The following is a 22715-nucleotide window of genomic DNA, read 5'->3' on the forward strand; positions in this document are numbered from 1 at the left end:
TTTTTTCCGGGGTCGGGGCTGCTGCATTCTCTTTTCCCGGATACATGCTTTTATTACGAACTACACATGCCCGGTTACCCGTACTGCATCATTCAAAAGGGTTTATGTTGCGAATTTAAGTAAAATTGAGATATTGAACGGCCGGGCATCGGAGTTATTACTCACAATTACGTCTCTTCCGGAAGTTTGTCCAGAATGTGTTTTGCCCTGGAGCGGTATGCCGCAGAATGCTCACCGTATCCCTGCATGAGGATCAATCGCAGTTCGGGATATATCCATTTGAATTTGCTACCCAGAAGAAAAAGACAACGCATGGCATATGCTTTTACGGCAACTTTCTGGTCCCCGATAAGCCAGTCAAAACATGTTTCGGAGATTTTACGAAGATGTTTTTCGCTGAGGGATTCTTTTATCTGGTTCGGGTGTTTGGCAAAATACTTTTCACAGAGGAGTTCGCATACTTTTCCCGAAGACCGTATGGCCCCGTCAGACTTTAGTGTATGTAGGTTGGTAGTAAAGGTATCGATATACGGTGCCATCCAGTGCAATCTTTCTTTACAAACAAATTCGAGTACCCAACAGGCTTTTGCCGATGTCGGTTTGTCTTCGGAAAAGCAGGCATGTACCAGGTCCGGGAAAAGGGAAGGAGTGGCCAGGATCTCATCCGACAGTTGTTTTCTTCGTTGTCGAAGGGCATTTACATAATGCAATTTATCGTATATATCGCTTTGCAATTTTACAGGGAGTTTTGGAATCGGGAAATAGCTTTGGGTACCCCGGTAGTGGCTTTTTCCGGGATTATGGTCAGATTCGGGATACTATCGGCGGCGATACCCGGTTTGGGATCAATGAAATACAGGGGAATATTTCCCGAGGTGTAATGGACCAGTCCGGCTGCAGGATAAACCTGCATGGAGGTGCCTACGATCATAAGGATATCTGCCTGAGAAACTGCTGCTATGGCATTGTCTATCATTGGCACTGCCTCACCAAACCATACGATGTGCGGACGTAATTGATGGTTGTGTTCACAAAAATCTCCGATGCGAATGTCCTTTTTCCAGTCGTAGACGAGTGCTTCGTCAAAAGTGCTTCGGGCTTTGAGCAGTTCGCCGTGCAGGTGTATGACGTTTTTACTTCCGGCCCGTTCATGAAGGTCGTCTACGTTTTGGGTTACTATAACTACTTCGTATTTTTCCTGTAATCCGGCAAGGGCGGTATGGGCGGCATTGGGGCTTACCTCAAAAAGCTGCTGTCTTCGCTTGTTGTAAAAATCGAGGACCAGGACAGGATCTTTCCGGAAACCTTCCGGAGAGGCTACTTCCATGATATCGTGTCCTTCCCAGAGCCCGTTGGCATCCCGGAAAGTATTTATTCCGCTTTCGGCACTTATTCCTGCACCGGTTAAAACAACTATTTTTTTCACTCGAATATTTTTAAGGCACTGCCCTGAGTATTATTGTTTGGTTAAAAAGGGTTCCTTTTAGTGTGCCCATACAGGTTAAATACATTCTAAAATTGTAATTGTAAGTACAAGTTACAGGTTAGTGAGAGCAGGGCTGCGGGGCATCTCGTCTCCCGGTCACCTTTACAATCTCTATCCTCTCATTTCCCTGGCTCCTTTACCTCATTCACATTATCGAATTTTCACATTCCCACATTTTCACATGGTCAGACGCTCTGCGCGTGGTGTGTTTGCCCTGTGTGTTGATAGGCACGATTTAAATTTTAGTCTAAAATAATGTAAATTGTGCGCGTTTAAAAATGAATGTATTTAAAAAATGAATTGCACTGCTTTCCGTAAACGGGTTCAAGTTGCAAAAAGTGTATACCAATGGCAGATAAAGCACTGTTAGAATACCTGGAAGGCTTTCTGACCGAAGAAAGAAAAGAAAAGTTCCTGGATATATTGTCCCGCCGTACCCGGCATTTCACCGTTGCCATACAGGACGTTTTCCAAATGCACAACACCAGTGCCGTTATACGTAGTTGCGATGTTTTCGGGATACAGGACATGCATATCATAGAAGAGCGATTCGGTAAGCGGCTGGACAAGAATATAGCTATGGGAGCCCAGAAATGGGTGGATGTACATCGTTATGCATCTGCCCGGGAATGTATGGGGCAACTGCGAAAAAAAGGCTACCGTATCATTGCCACCACACCGCATGACGACTCCTGTTATGTGGAGGATTTTGATGTTTCCGAAAAATCGGCATTATTTTTCGGTACGGAAAAAGAGGGGCTTTCCGAGGAGATATTAACACAGGCAGACGGGTATCTTAAAATACCCATGGCAGGATTTACGGAGAGTCTTAATATTTCGGTTTCCGCTGCAGTAATTCTCCATACATTGACCGGGAAACTTAAAAAATCCGGAATATCCTGGCAATTATCAGAAAAAGAAATATTCGAAAAAAGGATTCATTGGTCTCAAAAATCCATCAAAAGTATAGAAGACGTACTTAAAAGATATTATGAAGGTGCGTAAATTCGGCTATCCCTGTAATCTTTTCGTCTATTCTACCCGGTTTAGTACTTTGTATTCTTCGTAACAGTCGTGAATGGCATCCAGGATCTGAAGATCGTTTGCGGTGCGGATAAAGTCTTTGGAATAGTTACAGTTACGCAAAATTTCATCTATATCCACGCGATCTAACTGAAGTAATTCGCTCAGGGTTTCCCGGTCAAATTTGGATGCCAGAAGATTTCGTATTTCATCGTCTTCCTTCATCTTACGAAGCTTACGCATTTCCGTGGGTTTTTTGCCGAAAACATTATGCAGGAAATCCACCGGGTTAAAAATAGCGCCAAGCACTTTGGATATTGCTCCGGGATTGGCACTTCCGGCCTCGTATCCCTTGGGCAATCCGGATATGCTGTAGCGACCGGCATTGTTTATCGGAATGTTTTTGGCGTCAATGTCCAGGTAACCGGTAAGTTTGTATGGCCGTATTACTACTTCTTCAAGGGCATAAGCAAGCTCTGTCATACCAATCCGTGTGCCGTCAAACTTGAGCATATCGTTGGTGACCCTTATTTTTATGGATTTAAACCCGAGGAATGAAAAGTACAGGGTATCGTTTACACTGGCAGTGATCCGGAACTCTCCCTGCGGATTGGAAACAGTACCTACCACCTGGTTAAGGTTTACTACGTGTACATTATCCATTACTCTGTCCGTACTGATATTAAACACAACACCTTTAACTTTGTCTGCCTCCTGAGAAAAGCACAGAACCGTAAAGAACAGGGTAATTATAAAAGGAATTATCTTTCTCACTAGTCAATTTATTTTTCCCGGGGTGCGGAGCGGGCAGTACTTACATTGATAAAATCTCTGTCCGCATTCGGTCCTTTCCGTCGGGGTTTGCCGGGAGGCTAAAAATACTAAACCAAAATTAAAAAAATGCGTGTTCGGACAATTTTTTAATATACAATTAACAGCTTTGTCCTTATAGAAAATTTTCCCTTAACCTGTATTGTACAAGCTGAGCAAGTATCCGGATTATAAAAGAACTTTCCGAAAGTACCGCTCCGGAGGAACAGGCAGTAGATTCTTTCGGAAAGTTCTGTGAAATCATATCGGAAAAAGCTTATCTTCTCCTTCCTTTTTTGCCTTTTTTGCTGAATCCTTTATCTTTATCACCGGCGTTGAACCTGGTGTTACCTCCTTTTTTCCAGCCTTTGCTTTTTCGGCTTCCACCTGGGTTTTTGGAAATTTCGATATTGATAAAACGCCCGTCCATTTTAAAGTCGTTGAAAATATTCAGAATACTTTCCGTATGTACGGCGTCCGTATTAAAAAAGGAGAAACTTTCTTTTACATCTACTTTAAACACATCGTCCCTGTCCAGGCCAACGGTTTCCCGGAGAAAATCTTTCAGAGATTTCCAGTCGTAATCGTCACGTTCCCCTACGTTTATAAAATAACGTACATCGCCGCGATCCGGTATATCGTCGGAAGAGTGTTGATTGCGGTTATCCGGACCTGCATTGACATTGAGGTCTTTGGCGTTTTTATAGTAGTTGAAAAACCTGCCGAATTCCACAGACACCATTTTTTTAATGAGTTCTTCCCTGTCTAAATCGCGAAGAACATCATTAATGGCAGGGAGATAATGATTTACTTCTTCATTGATCTCGGTATTCTTTATTTTGCTGGCCAGGTGATACAGTTGTATTTCGCAGATTTCCATGCTGCTGGGAATCGTCTTTATTTCGAACTGTTTTTTAATGATCTTTTCGATCGCCCGGATCTTTCGTATTTCACTTTTGGCAAGGATAACCATGGAGATTCCTGATTTTCCCGCCCGTCCTGTACGACCACTGCGGTGGGTGTAGGTTTCCACTTCGTCCGGAAGCTGGTAATTAATAACATGGGTAATATCATCAACATCTATCCCTCTTGCAGCCACATCTGTGGCAACCAGCATCTGTATTTGCCTGCTGCGGAAAGCCTTCATTACCATGTCTCTCTGGTTCTGGCTCAGGTCTCCGTGCAATGCCGCGGCATTATAGCCGTCCTCGATCAGTTTTTCCGCTACGTTTTGCGTATCTCTCTTGGTACGGCAAAAAACTACGGAGAAAATATCCGGATTAGCATCGGATAAGCGTTTCAGGGCCTGGTAACGGTCGCGCCCATTTACCAGGTAGTATTCGTGTTGTACGGTATCTGTTCCGGAGTTCTTGGCCCCAACAGTGATCTCTTCGGGCTGAGACATGAATTTCTTGGCTATGGTAGCTACTTCTTTGGGCATCGTCGCCGAAAACAGCCAGGTATTCTTTTCTTCCGGGGTGTGGGAGAGTATGGAAGTGATGTCTTCATAAAATCCCATGTTGAGCATTTCATCCGCTTCATCCAGTATACAGTAATCTATACTGGATATATTTACCATTCTGCGGTTGATCATATCCTGCATTCTACCCGGTGTAGCTACGATGATCTGCGCCCCTTTTTTTATATCACTAGCCTGTGCGGTAATACTGGCTCCTCCATAAATGGCCACAACATTCAGGCCTTTAACATATTTGGAGTAATTTTTCAGTTCATTGGTGATCTGCAAACACAATTCCCTGGTGGGAGAAAGGATGAGTCCCTGTGTGGTCCTGTCATTTGCATCTATCTTTTGGATAAGCGGAAATCCGAACGCTGCCGTTTTTCCCGTTCCCGTCTGTGCCAGGGCTACCATATCGGTGTCGTTGGCGAGTAGAACCGGAATAGCCTTTTCCTGTACCTCGGAGGGTGTCTCAAAACCCATATCTTCAATGGCCTTTAAAAGCAGGTCGTTCAGTCCTAATTGTTTAAATTTGTTCATAAATAAAATTAAAATAAGGGGCAAAGGTACTGTTTATTCGCGGTTATTCGCTATTTTTTACTAATTTTTTATACCCGCGGAAAGAGATGGAATTAATTGTATCAGACCTAGTTAGAGAGATGAAAGTCTTTTTTGTACCGTAAATATGCTACTAAAACGATGTAAAATATCCCTTTGCCTGAAAAAATATTCTTTTTTCAGGTGATAATACATCCAAAAAGTACACATACTTATAAAACATTCTTATTCGCAACCATGCAATACAGGTTAAAAACATATCAGGACAGGGAAGCATTTTTCCTGGATTTATATAAGTCGTTCTTTCCGGATGTAGCCGCTTATGTGCGAAAGAGGGGAGGGACGCTGGATTGTGCCAGAGATATTTTTCAGGAATGCCTGGTGGTCTATTATGAGCAGGTCATTGCCTCGGATTCCCGGTACGTTCGGAACGAAAAGGCGTATCTTATGGGTGTTGCCAAAAAACTGTGGTACAGGATGTATGCGGAAGGTAAGAGATTTTCCGGAGAAGAAGAGCGAAATGGTTTTGCGGAAAACAATTACGAAATGCCCTTGCCGGAAATATCCGTATCGGTAAATATTATGGAATACCTGGACCAGGCGGGAAGAAAATGTATGGACATGCTCAGGGCTTTCTACTACGATAATTACAATATGAAGGAAATGGCAGAGCGTTTTGGTTTTACAAGTGTACGCTCCGCAACGGTACAGAAATATAAATGCCTGGAAAAAGTAAGAGATACAGTCAAAGAAAAATCCCTGAACTATGAGGACTTCACTGCGTGAGATCAAACAACTCGAAGATCACATATTTGGAAGAGAAGATGAAGCGGAAGCCCTGGTGATGCATGTGAAGCTTCACCTGGATAAAGAGCTGGAAGATAAACTCGCTGCGCAACAACGGGCTTACGATTACGTCCGGGCATACGGAAGGAAAAAGTTAAGGACGGAGATAGCTTCCGCAGATCATAAACTTTTTTCCGAAAGAAGATACAAGGGCTTCCGGGAGAGGGTACGAAAACTCTTTGGAAACTAGGTAAGGAAAAAAGCAGGAACACGCTGCTTATCAATTCATCAGAACCCATAAACCTTTTAATAGTATTTTGATATGGAACTTTCATCCGGAGTAATCCCTATGGTTATCGATAACCGCGACAGGGGAGAGCGGGCGTACGATATTTACAGCCTGTTACTTAAAGAACGCATTGTTTTTTTAGGATCGGCCATAGACGATCAGGTGGCTAATGTTATCGTGGCGCAATTGCTTTATCTCAATAGCCAGGACCCTAAAAAGCAGATAGATCTTTATATTCAAAGCCCCGGTGGCAGTGTCTATGCGGGAATGGCAATTTACGATACCATGAAAATGATGTCGGCCCCGGTATCGACGGTAGCCGTGGGGTTTACGGGAAGTATGGCTACCGCCCTCCTTACTTCCGGGGCCAAAGGCAGGCGTTATGCCTTGTCTCATGCTACCGTGCATATGCATCCGGCAAGCGGGGGCGCCAAAGGGTATACGGAAGATGTGCGCATTGCCACGCACGAACAGGAACGCCTCCAGGTACAATTGTTTCATATTTTCGGTAATAATATGGGGAGATCTCGAGAAGAAGTGGAAGAACTCTTTTTAAGGGACAAGTTTATGAGTGCCCCCGAAGCCAGGGATTACGGACTGGTAGATGAAATACTGGGAGACACGAGCGATGTGATCCGACTGGAAAATTCCGGGTTTAAAGTGTCTTTCTTCGAGACAGGGAAAAATTGATGTACCCGGTACTTTTGCAAAATTTTCAATGCGGGCCATCCGGCTTTTTGCTTTTATCGTATCTTGCGGCGAACTTTATACTTTTGCGATAACGATAAAAGAAAAATTTATGGCTAGACCCGTTATTTCAGCTTTGCGGATACTTTTTGTAGTAATCTTTCTGGCAGTTTCTTTTACCGCTTACGGGCAGGAGGAAGAAGAAAATCCAGAGGAAGAACTGACCAGGTGGCAAATGTTCAAATATGACGGCGCCAATATTTTCGGGGGAATGGCACATGCCTATAGCAGGCCTTTTCATTGGGACGGAGATGACTGGCTGACTTTCGGAGGGGTTATGGTAGGTACAGGGCTGATTTTTCTGGCTGATGACGAAACGAATAGATTTTTTGCAAGGCAAAGGGACGATGTGCCGCAAATTATACGCGATTACGGTTGGTACTACGGTAGTCCGCAGAACAATTACATGCTTACCGGTGCGGTTTACCTGACGGGGCTGGTGACAAAAAATGAGAAATGGCGGCGAACCGGTGTCCTTCTTATTTCCTCTGCCAGCACCGCCGGCCTGTTACAGCAGGTGAGCAAATTGGTAGTGGGACGGGCAAGGCCACGGACCGGAAAGTCCAAAGATACTTTCGATCCCTTTCCGGAAGATGCCGATTATCATTCATTCCCTTCCGGGCATGCCATACTATCGTTTACCAATGCTTATGCCCTGGCAAAGCTTGTTAATAATCCCTGGGCTAAAGCCGGTATTTATACCGTGGGCCTTATTCCCCCGGTATCCCGTTTGTGGGAAGGGGCGCATTGGTTATCGGATGTGGTGCTTAGCCTGGCTATTAGTGTCGCCACCGTGGAAGCCATAGACCATTATCTCGATTCCAAATACGCGTCTTCTTATCCGGGTAAACGAAGTAAAATCTCCTGGAACTTTAATGTAGGTCCGGGAAGAATTGGCATAGTAGGCGTGTTTTAGGGGTGTTTACCCTTTATCTTTCAGATATTCGATAAGCTGTTTTACAGCTTTTCCGCGGTGACCTATATTGTTTTTTATGTCCAGGGGTAGTTGCGCAAAGGTTTTGTCGTAACCGTCGGGAGTGAATACAGGGTCGTATCCAAATCCTTTGTCTCCGGATTTCTGCTGTGCAATAGTACCGTTAACAATCCCTTCAAAAAGTAATTGCTCCCCGTCAAGGTGTAAGGCAATAACAGTTTTAAACCTGGCGCTTCTGTCCGGTTTATTCCGTAACTCTTCCAGGAGTTTTGCCGTATTGGCCTCAGGATCTTTTGCTTCCCCGGCATATCTTGCAGAATATACTCCGGGGGCTCCGTCCAGGGAATGTACTTCCAGTCCGGTATCGTCGGCAAAACAGTCGTAACCGTATTTTTCCCGGATATAATCCGCTTTTTGCACCGCATTCCCTTCTATGGTATCGGAAGTTTCCGGAATGTCTTCGTTACAGTTTATATCGTCAAGGCTTAGAACGGTAATACTTTCCGGCAGTAAAGCCTGTACTTCGTAAAGCTTGTTCTTATTGTGTGTGGCAAAAACCAGTTTCATAGGATGTAATAAAATTTAAAACAACAGGTCACTATTTGTATTTATTACCTGTGGTGATAAGGTTCGTTATTCAGTATGGTAAAGGCCCGGTACAATTGTTCCGTAAAGAACAGTCGGACCATTTGGTGCGAAAAGGTCATGGCGGAAAGAGATAGTTTTCCCTGCGCCTTTTGGTATATTGCATCCGAAAAGCCATAAGGGCCGCCAATGACAAATACGAGCTGCCTGATTCCCGAATTCATCTTTTTTTGAAGGAATTCCGAAAAGCCAACGGAAGAGAACTGTTTACCGTTTTCATCCAGTAAAACCAGGATATCCGTAGATTGCAGTTTTTTGAGAATAAGTTCGCCTTCCTTTTCTTTCTGCTGTGTCTCACTGAGTTTTCCCGCATTCCGTATATCCGGGATGATCTCCATGGAAAAGCGCACATAGAAACCCAGCCGCTTTTCATAATCCTGTATTAGCGACTGTAAAGCGGTGTTGTCTGTCTTGCCTATGGCGAGGAGCTTTATGTTCATAGGACAAAATAAACGGAGCGAAGTGTAGAAAACAAGGATTTTTGTGTAAATCTCCCTGTGTTGCTGTTTTTTTTATAAAGGACAGAGAAAGTCAGAGAACACCGGCAGGGTAAACGCATCATATTAAGAGAAGACTGATGAGGGGGGTGAAATACTGGGAGGCAAAGTGACAAGGAGACAAGGAGATGAGGGGCGTTGGTGATTTATAGTGATTTGTTGTTATTGATGAAGATTGCCCTTCGGCTGCTCAGGAACCTGATAAAGATAGAAGATATTGGGTGCTAAGTTTGGGAGTCCCAATATTAACGGGATGGAGTTCCGGAGTTTTGTAGGGAAGGTTTTTCGTTTCAACTCCCTAACTAACCGACTCCGAACTAATCAACAATGGGGAAACTGGCAAACCGGTAACCGGCAACAAACCTTAAACATAGAATTACGCAATTATGATGTGTTTGCCCTGAGAACACCGGGAATAAATTTTTCCCGGAAATGTTCTGTTCGTAACTTTGGCTGCCCGGTTTAAGGAGGTAGTTTCCCAACCCGGAATAAAAAAGAGTATAATTTAAACAGTTTCTTAGTATTTTAGCGATAAAACTGTCCGAAAAATGATATCAAAAGAACAATTCGACCGTGAGATAGATCTTATTATAGTGAATGCCATCCGGGAAGATGTCGGGGATGGAGATCACAGTTCCCTGGCTTGTATACCGGAATCTGCAAAAGGAAAAGCGAAACTCCTGGTAAAGGACCAGGGAATTATTGCCGGAGTGGATTTTGCCCGAAAAGTTTTTAATCATGTCGATGAAGATATGAAGGTCGAGGTGTTGATACCGGACGGGGAAAAGGTAAAGCAAGGCGATATTGCTTTTTTTGTGTCAGGAAGTTCCAGGTCCATTCTTAAAGCGGAAAGATTGGTACTCAACGCCATGCAGCGGATGAGTGCCATAGCGACAAAAACGGCTAAATATGTAAACCTTCTGCAAGGTACGGGGACCGGAATACTCGATACCAGAAAGACTACTCCCGGAATAAGGGCCCTGGAGAAATGGGCGGTAAAAATAGGAGGTGGAGAGAATCACAGGTTTGCCCTGTACGACATGATCATGCTCAAAGACAATCACATCGATTTTGCGGGGGGGATTACCAAAGCGATAGAAAAAACCGGGAAATATCTGGCGGAAAAAGGAAAGGACCTGAAGATAATCGTCGAGGCCAGAAATATGCAGGAAGTAGAGGAGATATTGCAGTCTGATGGCGTGTATCGTATATTACTGGACAATTTTACTTTTGAGGACACCGTGGCGGCCGTAAAGTGGATAGGAGAAAAGTGCCAGACCGAATCTTCGGGGGGGATCGATGAAAATACCATACGCAAATATGCAGAATGCGGGGTAAATTACATATCTTCCGGGGCATTGACCCATTCCGTATATAATATGGATCTCAGCCTTAAGGCGGTTCACGATCAGTACTGAAAAAACGAAACGGTGAAACCGTTGCAGAAATTGTAAATCCCTGCCTGTAGGCAGGCCCCAATCGAAGAGCAGTATGTCTATAGAAATCGAAGAAAAACTTTCTAAGATACCGGTGGTAAACCTTCTCGTTGCTTTTTTCAAAAAGATAAAACTGAGAGCTTTCGAAGGGCTTTCCGTTTATGACCTGCTCGAAATGTACGTATTGGGAATTGTAAAAGGAGCGCTTACATACAGGGCAAGTGCTATTTCCTTTAGCTTTTTTATGGCTATATTTCCCTTTCTGCTCTTTGTGCTCAACCTTATTCCATTTGTTCCCATACGGGATTTCCAGGCACAGTTTCTACATTTTATAGACGGCTTGTTACCACCGGAAACCGCATCCTACTTTAATCCCATTTTCAGTGATATTGCCGGTAAAAAAAGGGGGAGCCTGCTTTCTTCGGTATTCTTACTTTCCGTTTTTCTGATGACTAACGGTATTAATGCCGTGTTCGGGGGATTCGAAAACTCTTATCACGTAAAAATAAGCAGGAATGTGGTGCGCCAGTATTTTGTAGCCCTCGGTGTAGCGGTTATCATGGCTCTGTTACTGTTATTTTCCGTTGCGGCTTTTGTGTTTTTTCAGACGGATGTTATAGACGGACTTATCGAGAGAGGATATATCGAAAACGCGGAACTTTGGATCGGGATCGGGAAATACCTGTTTTTTGTATTCATCGCTTACCTTTTTACCTCTATTCTTTATTATTTCGGTACCATAGAAGGTAAACATACCAGTTTTTTTTCGCCAGGAGCCTTGCTGACCACGATATTATTTGTCCTGACTTCGTATTTTTTCGGGGTTTACATAGAAAACTTTTCGCAATACAATGAACTCTACGGTTCCATAGGGGCGTTACTTATTCTGATGTTGTACATTTGGTTGAACTCCAATATCCTGCTCCTCGGATTTGAACTAAATGCTTCCCTTCGTAGTTTGAAACAAAAATTTTAATATATTTATTTATATAATCACAAAAACAGATAAAATGAAGCAATTAATAATACTAAGCGGGGCGTTTTTCCTGCTTGCCACCTTATCGGTGACCGCCCAGGATATTTTAGGAAAATGGAAGACGATAGACGATGAGACAGGTAAAGAAAAATCCGTTGTGGAGATTTACGAACAGGGAGGTAAGATTTATGGTAAAGTGGTAGAGATACTCAACAAGGAAAAACTGGATGCTAAATGCGATAAGTGTAAGGGAGATAAAAAAGACCAGCCTATATTGGGGATGGTTATTATTGACGGCCTGAAAAAAGACGGTAGTGAATATTCCGGAGGAAGTATCCTGGACCCGAACAAGGGAAAAGAATATCGTTGTAAATTATGGGTGGACGAAAGCGATCCGGATATGCTTAATGTAAGGGGATATGTAGCTTTCTTTTACCGCACACAAAACTGGTTTCGGGTACAATAAAGATCCGGTCCTTTTTTTCGGGGGAAATCGAAAATACAACCGGGTACCATCCGTGGCTCCGGATTTCGTTTAAGAAAGCGTCGGGAATAATTTCCGGCGATTACCCGTCGCCGGTCCCCCGTCCTTTTCATATCTTTGTTGCATGCAACAGTATTTCGTAGACGTTATTCTGCCCATACCCGTAGAAAAACAATTTACGTACCGTATTTCGGAACAGGAATTTCATTTTATACAACCGGGGATGCGGATAGCGGTTCCTTTTGGCAAGTCTAAAATATATACTGCACTTGCGTGCAAACTTCATCAAACCCCTCCACAACTATACGAAGCAAAAGAAATCCACCAGATACTGGACGAAAGCCCGGTAGTAACGGAAAAACAACTGGAATTGTGGTTCTGGATGGCCGGGTACTACATGTGTTCGGCAGGAGAAGTTTTTCGGGCTGCCTTGCCGGGCACCCTGCTTCTGGAGAGCGAAACCATTGTGCTGAAGAACGAGGAATTCCGGGCTCCCGAAACTACGCTAAAAGATGACGAATGGCTGGTATATGAAGCGCTACAGCACCAACCGATACTTAAAGTAACCGAAATTACGGCCATTCTCGATAAAAAGAATATACTTCCCGTATTGAAACGATTGCTGGAAAAAGATGTCATACGGGTAAAAGAGGAAATACAGGAACAATACCGCCCGAAACTGGTGCGATTTGTCCGGTTAACCTCCCGTTATGAAGAGGAAGATGCATTGCGCGAACTGTTGGATACCCTGAACAGGGCTCCGAAACAGAAGGACGTATTGCTAACACTCTTTTCACTCTCCGCAACTACCAGAAAACCTGTGAAACTTAAAGAATTACAGGAAAAATCCGGGGCATCCGCAGCAGTTGTTAAAAGCCTGGCAGACAAAGAAATCCTGGAAGATTATTACATACAAACGGACAGGGTGGAATATTCCGGTAAGCCCGTGAGCAGTTCCAAGGAGCTGAACGAATTCCAGGTAAAGGCCCTTTCCGGGATCAAAGAACATTTTCAAACCCGCGATGTCACCCTTTTATACGGTATTACCTCTTCCGGTAAAACGGAGATCTACGTAAAACTTATCGAAGAAACACTGGCCCTGGGAAAACAGGTACTCTATCTTTTGCCCGAAATAGCCCTTACGTCCCAGCTTATCCATCGGTTACAGGGGTATTTCGGAGAAAAAGTAAGTGTGTACCATTCCAAGTACTCCAACAACGAGAGGGTAGAAGTGTGGAACAATCTGCTTCAAAATTCCCCAAAAGCCCGGATTGTCGTAGGAGCAAGGTCTTCGGTATTTTTACCGTTTACCAACCTCGGATTGGTAGTGGTAGATGAAGAGCACGAAGTATCTTTCAAGCAATTCGATCCTGCTCCGAGATATCACGCCCGCGATGTTGCCGTTGTACTGGCCCGGTTGCACGGGGCAAAGACGTTACTGGGGTCTGCCACACCCGGTGTAGAGAGCAGCTATAATGCCAAAATGGAAAAATACGGGCTGGTAGGCCTTACCCGCAGATATGGTAATGTACTCCTGCCGGAAATGGAACTCGTAGATATAAAGGAGAAGCACAGGAAAAAAAGAATGAAAGGCCATTTTTCCGATCGTTTGATAGAGGAAATAGAAGAATGCCTTGCCATTGGAGAGCAGGTGATCCTGTTTCAGAACCGCAGGGGATATGCGCCGGTTATGGAATGCAATACCTGCGGGCATAGCCCGCAATGCCCGAGTTGCGATGTAAGCCTTACCTATCACCGGATACGGAAACAACTGAGGTGTCATTACTGCGGTTACCACATGGCCCTGCCGGAAAGTTGTGTTGCCTGCGGAAGCAGTGATCTCGATACACGAGGTTTGGGAACGGAACAGGTAGAAGAAGAATTGCGATCTATTTTTCCGCAGGCCAGAACGGGAAGAATGGATTCCGATACCACGAGGGGTAAATATGGCTACGAAAAAATCATTACGGCTTTTGAACAGCAGGAGATAGATATTCTGGTAGGCACGCAGATGCTGACTAAAGGTCTGGATTTCCGGAATGTAACCCTGGTGGGTATTATGAATGCGGACAACCTACTCAACTACCCGGATTTTCGTGCTTTTGAACGGAGTTTTCAATTGATCCTGCAAGTGGCAGGCCGTGCCGGGAGAACAGAAAAAAGAGGGAAGGTGCTGATACAGACATACAACCCATACCACCAGATATTACAACAAGCATCGATGAACAAATACGGTGATATGCTGAGGGACCAGTTAAATGACAGGAAGCAGTTTTTGTATCCCCCCTATTACCGGCTTATAAAAATATCATTGCGCCACCGTAATTATAATACCGTACACGAAGGTGCAGATTGGTTTTCCGGGGCGCTGCGAAACTATTTCAGTGCTTCGGGATGGAAAAAAGATCTTATCCTGGGGCCCGAATCCCCGTCTGTCGGGCGGGTCAGAAACCTGTACATAAAAGATATACTCATAAAAATTCCGCCGGGACAAAACCCGAAATCCGTTAAAAGCGGAATATGGCGTGTCCATAAAAGTTTTGCAGCAATTGCTTCATACCGCAGTATCCGTACCACATTTGATGTCGATTGTTATTGATGCAAAGTTAAGTGAAGGAGGTGCAGGTTACAGGTTTGACCTAACAAGGTGGCTGAGTGTCCCGAACTTAGTTCGGGATGTATCGAAGCCACCGGGTTCCGGAAATCTGAAAACCTGTTATTTTTTCAGTATTTCGGCCAGTTTGGCTTTGCGGTTACGGCTCAAGGGGAGTTTGGTACCGCTGACTTCCACGACACGGCTGTTATACCGGTCTACCTTATCCAGGTTGATGATAAACGATTTGTGAATCCGCATAAAACGCTCCTCCGGAAGTTCCTGTTCAAAAGATTTCATGGTAGAGAGTACAATGATACCCTCTTCTTCGGTAATCAGTTTCACATAATCTCCCAATGCTTCTATCCATTTGATCTCATTCAGGAAAATCTTGTGTTTTTTCAGATTACTTTTTACAAAGATATAATCGTCATCTTCCCTGGCAACTGTTTTCAGTTTGTGTTTTTCCAGTGCCCTTTTTACCGCTATTTCAAAACGTTCTGCGGAAATGGGTTTATGAAGATAGTCCGTTACATCATAGTCAAAAGCCCGCAGGGCATATTCCGCCTTTCCGGTAATGAGGATCACCTGGGGCGGGTCCTGTAAAGATTCCAGGAGGTCAAACCCGGTGATGATAGGCATTTCTATATCCAGAAATATCAGGTCTATCTTTTTTAGTTTTAACCCGTTTTTCGCCTCAATAGCATTTCCGTATTCAGCTATAAGTTGAAGGGAGGTATTGTTCTTAATAAGTTTGGCTACCGCCATTCGCTGAATATTCGAATCATCTACAATTATGCAATTCATCTTCATTGCTGTGCTGCTGCATTTTGGGTTAAGTTCTTTTCCTTAGTACAAAAATTGTGCCGGGAATATAAACCGATGGGGCGATTCTGTAAAAAGTAGTTTATGTGCCGGGATGCCAGATATTCTATATTAGTAAGACAAAAATAATAAACAATTTTACAGAATTTTTTTGCTTTGACACAATTTTACGTAAAAAAAAGAATAAAATTCCGGTTAGGACAAATATTGTCCGTATATTTTTTGTTGTTAATTTACAAAAGAGTACTTTTGCACCCACAAAATAAAAAAAATAATTATGTATCATTACGAAACTGTTTTCATTCTTAATCCCGTTTTATCTGAGACCCAGGTAAAGGAAACAGTTAAGAAGTTCGAAGATTTCTTAATTTCCAGGGGAGCAGAATTTGTATCCAAAGAAGATTGGGGGCTTAAAAAACTGGCTTACCCTATTCAGCACAAGAAAAGTGGCTTTTACCATTTGTTCGAATTCAAAGTGGCCGGAGAAATCCTGGACACTTATGAGACCGAATTCAGAAGGGACGAGAGAGTTATGCGGTTTTTAACCGTAAAACTGGACAAGCACGCTGTAGCTTGGGCAGAGAAAAGAAGGAATAAATTAAACCAAAAAGCTTAGGAATTATGTCATCTATCGAACAACAAGCCAAAGGTAAAAAAGACGGGGAAATAAGATATCTTACCCCCCTGAACATTGAAACCAGCAAGGCTAAGAAATACTGCCGATTTAAAAAATCCGGAATCAAATACATCGATTACAAAGACCCGGATTTCCTGCTGAAGTTTGTAAACGAGCAGGGTAAAATTTTACCTCGTAGATTAACAGGAACATCATTGAAGTACCAGAGAAAAGTGGCTGTAGCTGTCAAAAGAGCACGTCACCTGGCTTTGATGCCTTATGTAGCGGATTTGTTAAAATAAAAAAAGGCAGACAATGGAATTAATATTAAAGAAAGACGTAGATAATTTAGGATTCAAAGATGACGTAGTAACCGTAAAAAACGGTTACGGACGTAACTATCTGATTCCTCAGGGCTTTGCCGTTTTGGCTACAACTTCTGCCAAAAAAGTACTGGCAGAGAATCTCAAGCAGAGAGCATTTAAAGAACAAAAGGTTATCGATGATGCCAAAAAAGTTGCAGATGCCCTTAACAAACTGGAGGTGAAAATCACGGCAAAAGCCGGAGCCGGAGATAAACTGTTTGGTTCTATTTCCAATATCGACCTTGCGGGAGCACTGGAAAAAGAAGGACAGAGCATCGAAAAAAAGTTCATCAACATCAATGGTGGCATTATAAAAAGAACCGGAAAATACAACGCTGTTATCCGGCTGCACAGGGAAGTTATTGTAGACTTTCCTTTTGAAGTAGTTGCCGAAGTAAAGTAAGTATTTAAGATATAGATCTTTGAAAGTCGTCTAAAAAGTAATTTTTTAGGCGATTTTCTTTTTGGTTAAAAAGCAGACGGAACTATGAAATACAGGAGACTTACAAAAGAACAACTGGAAGAACTGCACCCGGAATTTATCAATTTTCTGGCCACACAATCCATCACTGCCGACGAATGGACAAAGATCAAAAAAGAACAACCCGGAACGGTGGAAGAAGAACTGGATATATTCAGTGACCTTATCTGGGAAGGCGTCCTGGCCAAAGCAGAATACCTGGAAAATATCTCGGCACGGCAGATGCATTTGTTTTATATGACCGATAAGGAAATGAAACTTATTGCTATAAGAATACTCAATCCGGACATTGACCTGACGACCAAAATTGGTTTTGACTGGTTTAAAAAACACTTTATGACGGATATGGTAGACATTATGACAGCTACCAAAGCGTATTCTGACGATAAGAACAAAGATAAGTTTGAACTGATAGAAAAAGGAGGAGTAATAACCAGGGGAGAATTATACCGCTGGTTCGATGAAATACTTAAAGAAGAGTAAAAACTACCCCGGATACCCGTTACCGGTCTCAACTTTGCCTGTACGGTGTTCTGTCATGTTAGCAAAAATTAAGATATTTGCCCGTAATAAAAATCCGGAGTCCGAAACGGTGATAGTGGAGTTAAAAGGCAGTGTTCTTCAATTTCGGTACGGACCAAGAAGCAAACCAGAAACAATCAGACCATCCAATGGCACAAAAACCAGGTATACCCAAAGGAACCCGTGATTTTTCTCCCACGGAAGTAGCCAGGAGAAATTATATTATTTCCGTAATCCGGACCAATTTTGAACTTTTCGGGTTTCAGCCGATAGAAACACCCAGCTTTGAAAATTCTTCTACGCTGATGGGAAAGTACGGAGAAGAAGGAGACCGGCTTATTTTTAAAATACTCAATTCCGGGGATTTTCTCAAAAAAGTAGAAGATAGTCTTTACGAACAGAAGGACAGCCTGCTGCTTACCGGGAAAATTACGGAAAAAGCCCTCCGGTATGACCTTACCGTTCCCTTTGCACGCTATGTGGTACAGCACCAGAACGAAATAGACTTTCCGTTTAAACGCTACCAGATACAGCCGGTATGGCGGGCAGACCGCCCCCAGAAAGGACGTTTTCGTGAATTCTATCAGTGCGATGCCGATGTAGTCGGGTCACAGTCGCTCTGGCAGGAGGTGGAATTCGTACAATTGTATGATACGGTATTTACTTCCCTCGGGTTGAAAGGCGTAACCATAAAAATGAACAACCGGAAGATACTTTCGGGCATTGCCGAGGTCATAGGGGAGAAAGACAAGCTGATCGATTTTACCGTAGCGCTGGACAAGCTGGATAAAATAGGAGAGGACGGCGTAAAAAAGGAAATGCTGGAAAAGGGAATTTCCGAAACTGCCATAGAAAAAGTACAGCCCCTGTTTCACTTTAACGGGGCTACCGGGGAAAAACTCGATCGCCTGGCAGAACTTTTAAGCACCTCCGAAGAGGGGCGTAAAGGTGTGGAAGAATTACGCTTTATTTGTAATACTATAGAAGAAACCGGGTTACAAACCGCGGTGCTTGACCTTGATGTAACCCTGGCACGGGGACTGAATTATTATACAGGTGCTATTTTTGAAGTATCGGCCCCGGGAGTTGCCATGGGGTCCATTGGTGGCGGCGGACGATATGACGACCTGACCGGGATATTCGGACTCAAAGGCATTAGTGGTGTAGGGATCTCTTTTGGCCTGGATCGTATTTACCTGGTTTTGGAAGAGCTGGGACTTTTTCCCGAAACCGTAACTTCTTCGTCCCGGGCGCTGTTTATCAATTTCGGCGAAGCGGAAGCATTATACAGTATGAAAACCCTGCTGGCATTGCGGAAAGAAGGTGTTAAAGCGGAATTATACCCGGATAATGCCAAAATGAAAAAGCAGATGCAGTATGCGGATAAACGAGGTATTCCATTTACGGTACTGGTAGGAGAAGAAGAAATGCGCAAGGGACAATATACCCTGAAAAATATGCAGACAGGTGAACAAAAAGCCGTTTCCCTGGCAGAATTGACCGGGGAATTGCAGGGCCGGATGTAAGGTTGGGTGTTTTATATTTGTAACCTGTAACTAAAAGCAGCCCGTACCGAAAAATAGAAATAGCCATAAAACAAATTAAGTTCTGTGTTTAATTTGCTTGTTTATGGCTATTTCATTACCCCAAACATACTAATTCACCGATAAGTTCCGGATAAAATTATCCCCTTCTATCCGGGCGACCGGTTTAGTGTTTTACAAATATACCCCGGTAGTGTTTTTTTTGAAATCCCTGATTTCCGGTATTTTGGAAAACGGTGTAGCTTCGAAAAACGAATAGGAACAGGACTGCCACGGCACTGTTGCTACATAGGCACGAAAAATGGACTAATAATAATGCTCTTTTATATTCTTTCCGGCTTTCTTTTTCCATAGGGATTGCGGATTAAAATGAATAAAGACCCTTTGGGTAGAAAGATATAATCGGGGAGGAATTGAGTTAAATAATGGTTTTCCGGGATTTTCGGATAAGCCGCAGATCTTTATTTTTGACTAAAAATAAACCCGTTGTGTATGTTGTGTGAATATAACCAATTCAAGAGTTAAAAATAGGATAACCACAAAAACACATCAGGTTTTAAAAACAGATATACATGTACGATCAATTTAAAGCAGACCGGTTTGACGGTACTACTTTACAGGCACTTGCCAATGACCTGCAATCTGCGGGGTGGGAAGTTCGGGTAGTGTGGAAAAAAGGAACTAAAAAGAAAGAAGAATACGGAGAAGGCGTCAATTTTCTGCAATTGGAAAAAGACGGCAAGTGGTTTTTCCGCCAGGTACGAAACAAGGGATTGGTTCGCTTCGGAAATATGGATAAAGAGGAAAAAATCCTGTTTCTGCAATTACTGAAAAAGTACAATTTATATTCCCGTCCGGAATGGGGCCTGGGAATAGCATTGAGTATTATCTACGCTTTGCTGGTATTTTTCCTGGCTTCTTCGAGAGATGAGGAATGGATGAGCATAGGTCTTTTTATAGCAGCGCTCTGCCTTGTTTCCTTTCTTACCATAGCGTATCTGAGGTCAAAAGGAGAAGTGCCCGAAGGCTTGTATAAGGTGTCTCTTGTATTCGGAATAGCCGGTTATGTGTTAACGGCCCTTTCTTCCTTGCTCTGTCTGCCGATTATGAACAATATTTTTCAGAATTCCCTGTACCATAAAATAAATACGGTAACTGTTTTGTCCTAGCTTTTTCAGATCACATTGCACTGTATGTTGACGGATGTACCCGTTTGCGGACTGGAATGAACGTCCATTTCACCTTCCAGGAGTTCCACCCTGGCTTTCAGGCTGGACATACCCAGCCCGTTTTTGTGGATGGCGGTCTTCGGATCAAACCCTTTTCCGTTGTCCTCTACGGTGAGAAACAGCTTGTCATCCCGCTGTTGTAACTGCACGAATATATGTGTGGCTTCGGCATGCTTCAGGGCGTTGTTTACCAGTTCCTGGATAATACGGTATATAGTTACCTGCTTGTCTTTAGGGATGTTGTCGCTGACATGAATGACCTGGCAGGTAAGTGTCAGCCCCGGCCTGGATATTTTATTGCAGAATTGTTTCACTGCTTCTCCCAGTCCCTGTATATTCAGCACTTGCGGCATGAGGCTCTGCGCTATGGTGCGAAGCTCGTCTATTGCTTCATCCATGTGTGTCAGGGCTTTGGAAACATTTTTTCTGGAGGGTGTTTCTTCCATATCCTTCACAGAATTGGAAAGGGAGAGTTTTATTCCCGAGAGCAATCCGCCCAGACCGTCGTGGAGGTCTTTTGCAATACGGCTTCGTTCGTGCTCTTCCCCGTTTATAGTCGCGTATAAAAGCGATATTTTATGCTGTTGGTGCAAGGTGTCCATTTTCAGTTGATGTACCCGTTTTTGTTGCGCTATAAGCGTTTTCCCTTTTTTATAGTACAGGTAGTACAGTACGGAAATAATAAGCAATCCCGCCACGGTAATCAGTAAAAGCAATATTCCCATCTGATTTCGTACCAGTCGCAATTCCGCAGCTTCCATTTCGTATTGTAAATTCGCGATCTGTTTTTCTTTCCGGGCACTTTCGTATTGTTTGTCGAGTTCGTGCATGGTTTTGGTCAGCTCCACTTCATTAAGGCTGTCAGAAACTCTTATATATTCCGTAAAATAGTTGTGTGATTCCGGATAGTGATGCAGCTTATATTCCAGTTCCCCTAGTTTTTCCAGTCCCAGCAGCTGAAAGTGAAAGTCCTTCAGGTCGCTGCCCAGTTGGTAATATTGCCGGGCATATGTGAGCGCTTTATGGTATTGTTCCCGTATTTCATAGACATTTACGAGCCCGATGATGGCATTGGACATATAATGCAGGTTCTTAAATTCCCTGGCAATTTTAAGGCTGGTGTCGTATAACAATTCCGCTTCCTTGTAGCTCTCCTGTTTAAAAGCGAGTTCCCCCTTCAGGTAATACAGTTGGGCTATCTGATCTACCGTATCGCTATTCGAATTCAGTATGCTTTCTGCTTCCTTTAGATAATATTCCATAGGCTCCAGGCTGTCCATTTCGCTCAGGCATAAGGCAATGTCGAGGTGGCGCGTACCAAAATAATAATCGTTTTTATCCGATTCGTTATGGGTTTCAAGCGCTTTGGTATAGTACTCCAGGGCGGTGGAGTACTGTTTCTTGTTGAAGAAAATAACGCCGAGGTTTCTATAGCTAAGGGCCAGGTTAGAGGTGTCTTTTAACTGTACAAAAAGCGGAATGAGTTCCAGGTACTGTTCCTGTTGTTTCCGGATATCCCCGTTGACACCGTATAATGCCGCGGCGTTAAGGCGGATAAGTCCGCTGAGCTTTTTACCGGCCAGCGAAGTATCGGGCTCTATTATATTCCGGGCAGTATCCAGGTATTTTTGTGCGTCTTCAAAACGGTACAGGTTGTAGTAAAACCTTCCCAGGTTCCCGTAGATCTTCGAGGTGAGTATAATTTGTTTTTCCCGGTCGGTCAGGGATAGAGCTTCCTGGTAATAACTTTTTATTTCCATACTGTCGCTCATGGGAAGTCTGTTGGCTATAAGCATCATCACTGTGGCCTTTGCACTGTCGGAAGTAGCTCGCTGTAACTCGTTCCGAAGGCTGTCGGTTACGGAAAGTTCCTGGGACCGCACATAGACAAAAGAAAAAAGACAGCATAATAGTAAAAACAGAGTAGAAATGTGGCGCATAGTATGGTTTTGGTTAAACAACAAGGTTAAAAACAGATCATAATTAATAAACGGAATTCCCTTTCGAATGGTATGGGGCTTCGACCTTTTACGGAACAATAGGATAACCGTTTATGACATGTATTACATCATTTACAGGTATGGCGATGCCCTTGACATTGCGGAAACCGCATTGAAATTATTGTGAGGGGGAGTACAAAAATAGATTACTTTTTCCGGAGGTACAACGTCCGGGCGCTTCTATTTAGACAAATTGTCGTTTTACATACAGAACTCGTCTTGAGTTGTTCTATTACCTACAAAATCATCATTTTGCCCCCTAATTTCGTAATTTTATCGAACCGTAGCGCTGCTATGCTTCTCCAAAATCACTTCATTAGTGAACAAAAGCATGACTTTTCGCTTAAATACAACAACTCAAGACGAGTTCACAGTTTATTACAGTTATTTTAGAAAGTGTCTTAGTTTTT

At 43.4% G+C, this 22715-nt stretch carries 23 protein-coding genes; 15 read left to right on the forward strand and 8 right to left on the reverse strand.

Going from position 1 to position 22715, the window contains the following annotated elements; all coding sequences use genetic code 11:
* Positions 1-167: 167 nt before the first annotated feature.
* Both ACVBDU_RS13365 and ACVBDU_RS13370 read right to left on the reverse strand, forming a co-directional pair.
* Complete coding sequence (locus tag ACVBDU_RS13365; RefSeq protein ID WP_447180235.1) at positions 168-734, reverse strand: HEAT-like fold family protein; 567 nt, start codon at positions 732-734, stop codon at positions 168-170.
* Between the two features lie 2 nt (positions 735-736).
* Positions 737-1426: an SIR2 family NAD-dependent protein deacylase gene (locus tag ACVBDU_RS13370; RefSeq protein WP_447180236.1), complete on the reverse strand. Its 690-nt coding sequence runs from the start codon at positions 1424-1426 to the stop codon at positions 737-739.
* A 408-nt stretch (positions 1427-1834) separates the two neighbouring features.
* On the opposite strand from ACVBDU_RS13370, the gene ACVBDU_RS13375 reads away from it, so the two are divergent.
* Positions 1835-2491, forward strand: a complete 657-nt coding sequence (locus ACVBDU_RS13375; protein WP_447180237.1) for a TrmH family RNA methyltransferase — start codon at positions 1835-1837, stop codon at positions 2489-2491.
* A gap of 27 nt (positions 2492-2518) precedes the next feature.
* Here ACVBDU_RS13375 and ACVBDU_RS13380 read toward each other — a convergent pair whose 3' ends face one another.
* Together ACVBDU_RS13380 and ACVBDU_RS13385 are read right to left on the reverse strand one after the other, a co-directional pair.
* Positions 2519-3283 carry a carboxypeptidase-like regulatory domain-containing protein gene (locus ACVBDU_RS13380; RefSeq protein WP_447180238.1) on the reverse strand — a complete coding sequence of 255 codons (765 nt, stop codon included), beginning with the start codon at positions 3281-3283 and terminating at the stop codon, positions 2519-2521.
* Between the two features lie 313 nt (positions 3284-3596).
* Positions 3597-5318, reverse strand: coding sequence for a DEAD/DEAH box helicase (locus tag ACVBDU_RS13385; protein WP_447180239.1), 1722 nt, complete (start codon positions 5316-5318; stop codon positions 3597-3599).
* A gap of 201 nt (positions 5319-5519) precedes the next feature.
* Between ACVBDU_RS13385 and ACVBDU_RS13390 the strand changes: the two genes are divergently transcribed.
* The 4 genes from ACVBDU_RS13390 (at position 5520) to ACVBDU_RS13405 (ending at position 8074) form a co-directional block, all read left to right on the forward strand.
* Positions 5520-6122, forward strand: coding sequence for an RNA polymerase sigma factor (locus ACVBDU_RS13390; RefSeq protein WP_447180240.1), 603 nt, complete (start codon positions 5520-5522; stop codon positions 6120-6122).
* A complete protein-coding gene (locus ACVBDU_RS13395) occupies positions 6103-6372 on the forward strand; it encodes a hypothetical protein (protein ID WP_447180241.1) in 270 nt (89 codons plus the stop codon). The genes ACVBDU_RS13390 and ACVBDU_RS13395 overlap by 20 nt, the downstream gene beginning before the upstream one ends.
* 72 nt (positions 6373-6444) lie before the next feature.
* The gene (locus tag ACVBDU_RS13400) at positions 6445-7101 is read left to right on the forward strand and encodes a ClpP family protease (RefSeq protein WP_447180242.1); all 657 of its coding nucleotides are present in this window, start codon (positions 6445-6447) and stop codon (positions 7099-7101) included.
* 109 nt (positions 7102-7210) lie between these two features.
* Entirely contained in the window at positions 7211-8074 is an 864-nt protein-coding gene (locus ACVBDU_RS13405) for a phosphatase PAP2 family protein (RefSeq protein WP_447180243.1), read from the forward strand.
* Between the two features lie 6 nt (positions 8075-8080).
* Here ACVBDU_RS13405 and ACVBDU_RS13410 read toward each other — a convergent pair whose 3' ends face one another.
* Positions 8081-8659, reverse strand: coding sequence for a non-canonical purine NTP diphosphatase (locus tag ACVBDU_RS13410; RefSeq protein ID WP_447180244.1), 579 nt, complete (start codon positions 8657-8659; stop codon positions 8081-8083).
* A 44-nt stretch (positions 8660-8703) separates the two neighbouring features.
* A complete protein-coding gene (rlmH, locus tag ACVBDU_RS13415) occupies positions 8704-9177 on the reverse strand; it encodes a 23S rRNA (pseudouridine(1915)-N(3))-methyltransferase RlmH (RefSeq protein WP_447180245.1) in 474 nt (157 codons plus the stop codon).
* A 605-nt stretch (positions 9178-9782) separates the two neighbouring features.
* Here rlmH and nadC point away from each other — a divergent pair.
* From nadC to priA, 4 genes are all read left to right on the forward strand, one after another.
* Positions 9783-10652 (forward strand): carboxylating nicotinate-nucleotide diphosphorylase, encoded by an 870-nt coding sequence (nadC, locus tag ACVBDU_RS13420; RefSeq protein WP_447180246.1) that lies wholly within the window; start codon positions 9783-9785, stop codon positions 10650-10652.
* 73 nt (positions 10653-10725) lie between these two features.
* Positions 10726-11646, forward strand: a complete 921-nt coding sequence (locus ACVBDU_RS13425; RefSeq protein ID WP_447180247.1) for a YihY/virulence factor BrkB family protein — start codon at positions 10726-10728, stop codon at positions 11644-11646.
* 34 nt (positions 11647-11680) lie between these two features.
* The gene (locus ACVBDU_RS13430) at positions 11681-12112 is read left to right on the forward strand and encodes a DUF2147 domain-containing protein (RefSeq protein ID WP_447180248.1); all 432 of its coding nucleotides are present in this window, start codon (positions 11681-11683) and stop codon (positions 12110-12112) included.
* A 142-nt stretch (positions 12113-12254) separates the two neighbouring features.
* A complete protein-coding gene (priA, locus tag ACVBDU_RS13435) occupies positions 12255-14729 on the forward strand; it encodes a replication restart helicase PriA (protein ID WP_447180249.1) in 2475 nt (824 codons plus the stop codon).
* A 117-nt stretch (positions 14730-14846) separates the two neighbouring features.
* Here priA and ACVBDU_RS13440 read toward each other — a convergent pair whose 3' ends face one another.
* On the reverse strand, positions 14847-15536 hold the full coding sequence (locus ACVBDU_RS13440) for a LytR/AlgR family response regulator transcription factor (protein WP_447180250.1): 690 nt from the start codon (positions 15534-15536) through the stop codon (positions 14847-14849).
* A 289-nt stretch (positions 15537-15825) separates the two neighbouring features.
* Between ACVBDU_RS13440 and rpsF the strand changes: the two genes are divergently transcribed.
* The 6 genes from rpsF (at position 15826) to ACVBDU_RS13470 (ending at position 20245) form a co-directional block, all read left to right on the forward strand.
* Entirely contained in the window at positions 15826-16164 is a 339-nt protein-coding gene (gene rpsF / locus ACVBDU_RS13445) for a 30S ribosomal protein S6 (RefSeq protein WP_447180251.1), read from the forward strand.
* 2 nt (positions 16165-16166) lie between these two features.
* Positions 16167-16466: a 30S ribosomal protein S18 gene (rpsR, locus tag ACVBDU_RS13450; protein WP_447174367.1), complete on the forward strand. Its 300-nt coding sequence runs from the start codon at positions 16167-16169 to the stop codon at positions 16464-16466.
* A gap of 13 nt (positions 16467-16479) precedes the next feature.
* A complete protein-coding gene (gene rplI, locus ACVBDU_RS13455; protein WP_447180252.1) occupies positions 16480-16932 on the forward strand; it encodes a 50S ribosomal protein L9 in 453 nt (150 codons plus the stop codon).
* Positions 16933-17016: 84 nt separating this feature from the next.
* Complete coding sequence (locus ACVBDU_RS13460; RefSeq protein ID WP_447180253.1) at positions 17017-17493, forward strand: DUF6495 family protein; 477 nt, start codon at positions 17017-17019, stop codon at positions 17491-17493.
* A gap of 188 nt (positions 17494-17681) precedes the next feature.
* Positions 17682-19058 carry a histidine--tRNA ligase gene (hisS, locus tag ACVBDU_RS13465; RefSeq protein WP_447180254.1) on the forward strand — a complete coding sequence of 459 codons (1377 nt, stop codon included), beginning with the start codon at positions 17682-17684 and terminating at the stop codon, positions 19056-19058.
* Positions 19059-19648: 590 nt separating this feature from the next.
* The gene (locus ACVBDU_RS13470; protein ID WP_447180255.1) at positions 19649-20245 is read left to right on the forward strand and encodes a hypothetical protein; all 597 of its coding nucleotides are present in this window, start codon (positions 19649-19651) and stop codon (positions 20243-20245) included.
* 5 nt (positions 20246-20250) lie between these two features.
* Here ACVBDU_RS13470 and ACVBDU_RS13475 read toward each other — a convergent pair whose 3' ends face one another.
* Entirely contained in the window at positions 20251-22245 is a 1995-nt protein-coding gene (locus ACVBDU_RS13475; RefSeq protein ID WP_447180256.1) for a tetratricopeptide repeat-containing sensor histidine kinase, read from the reverse strand.
* Between the last annotated feature and the right edge of the window lie 470 nt (positions 22246-22715).

The sequence above is a fragment of the Sinomicrobium endophyticum genome, assembly GCF_052983315.1.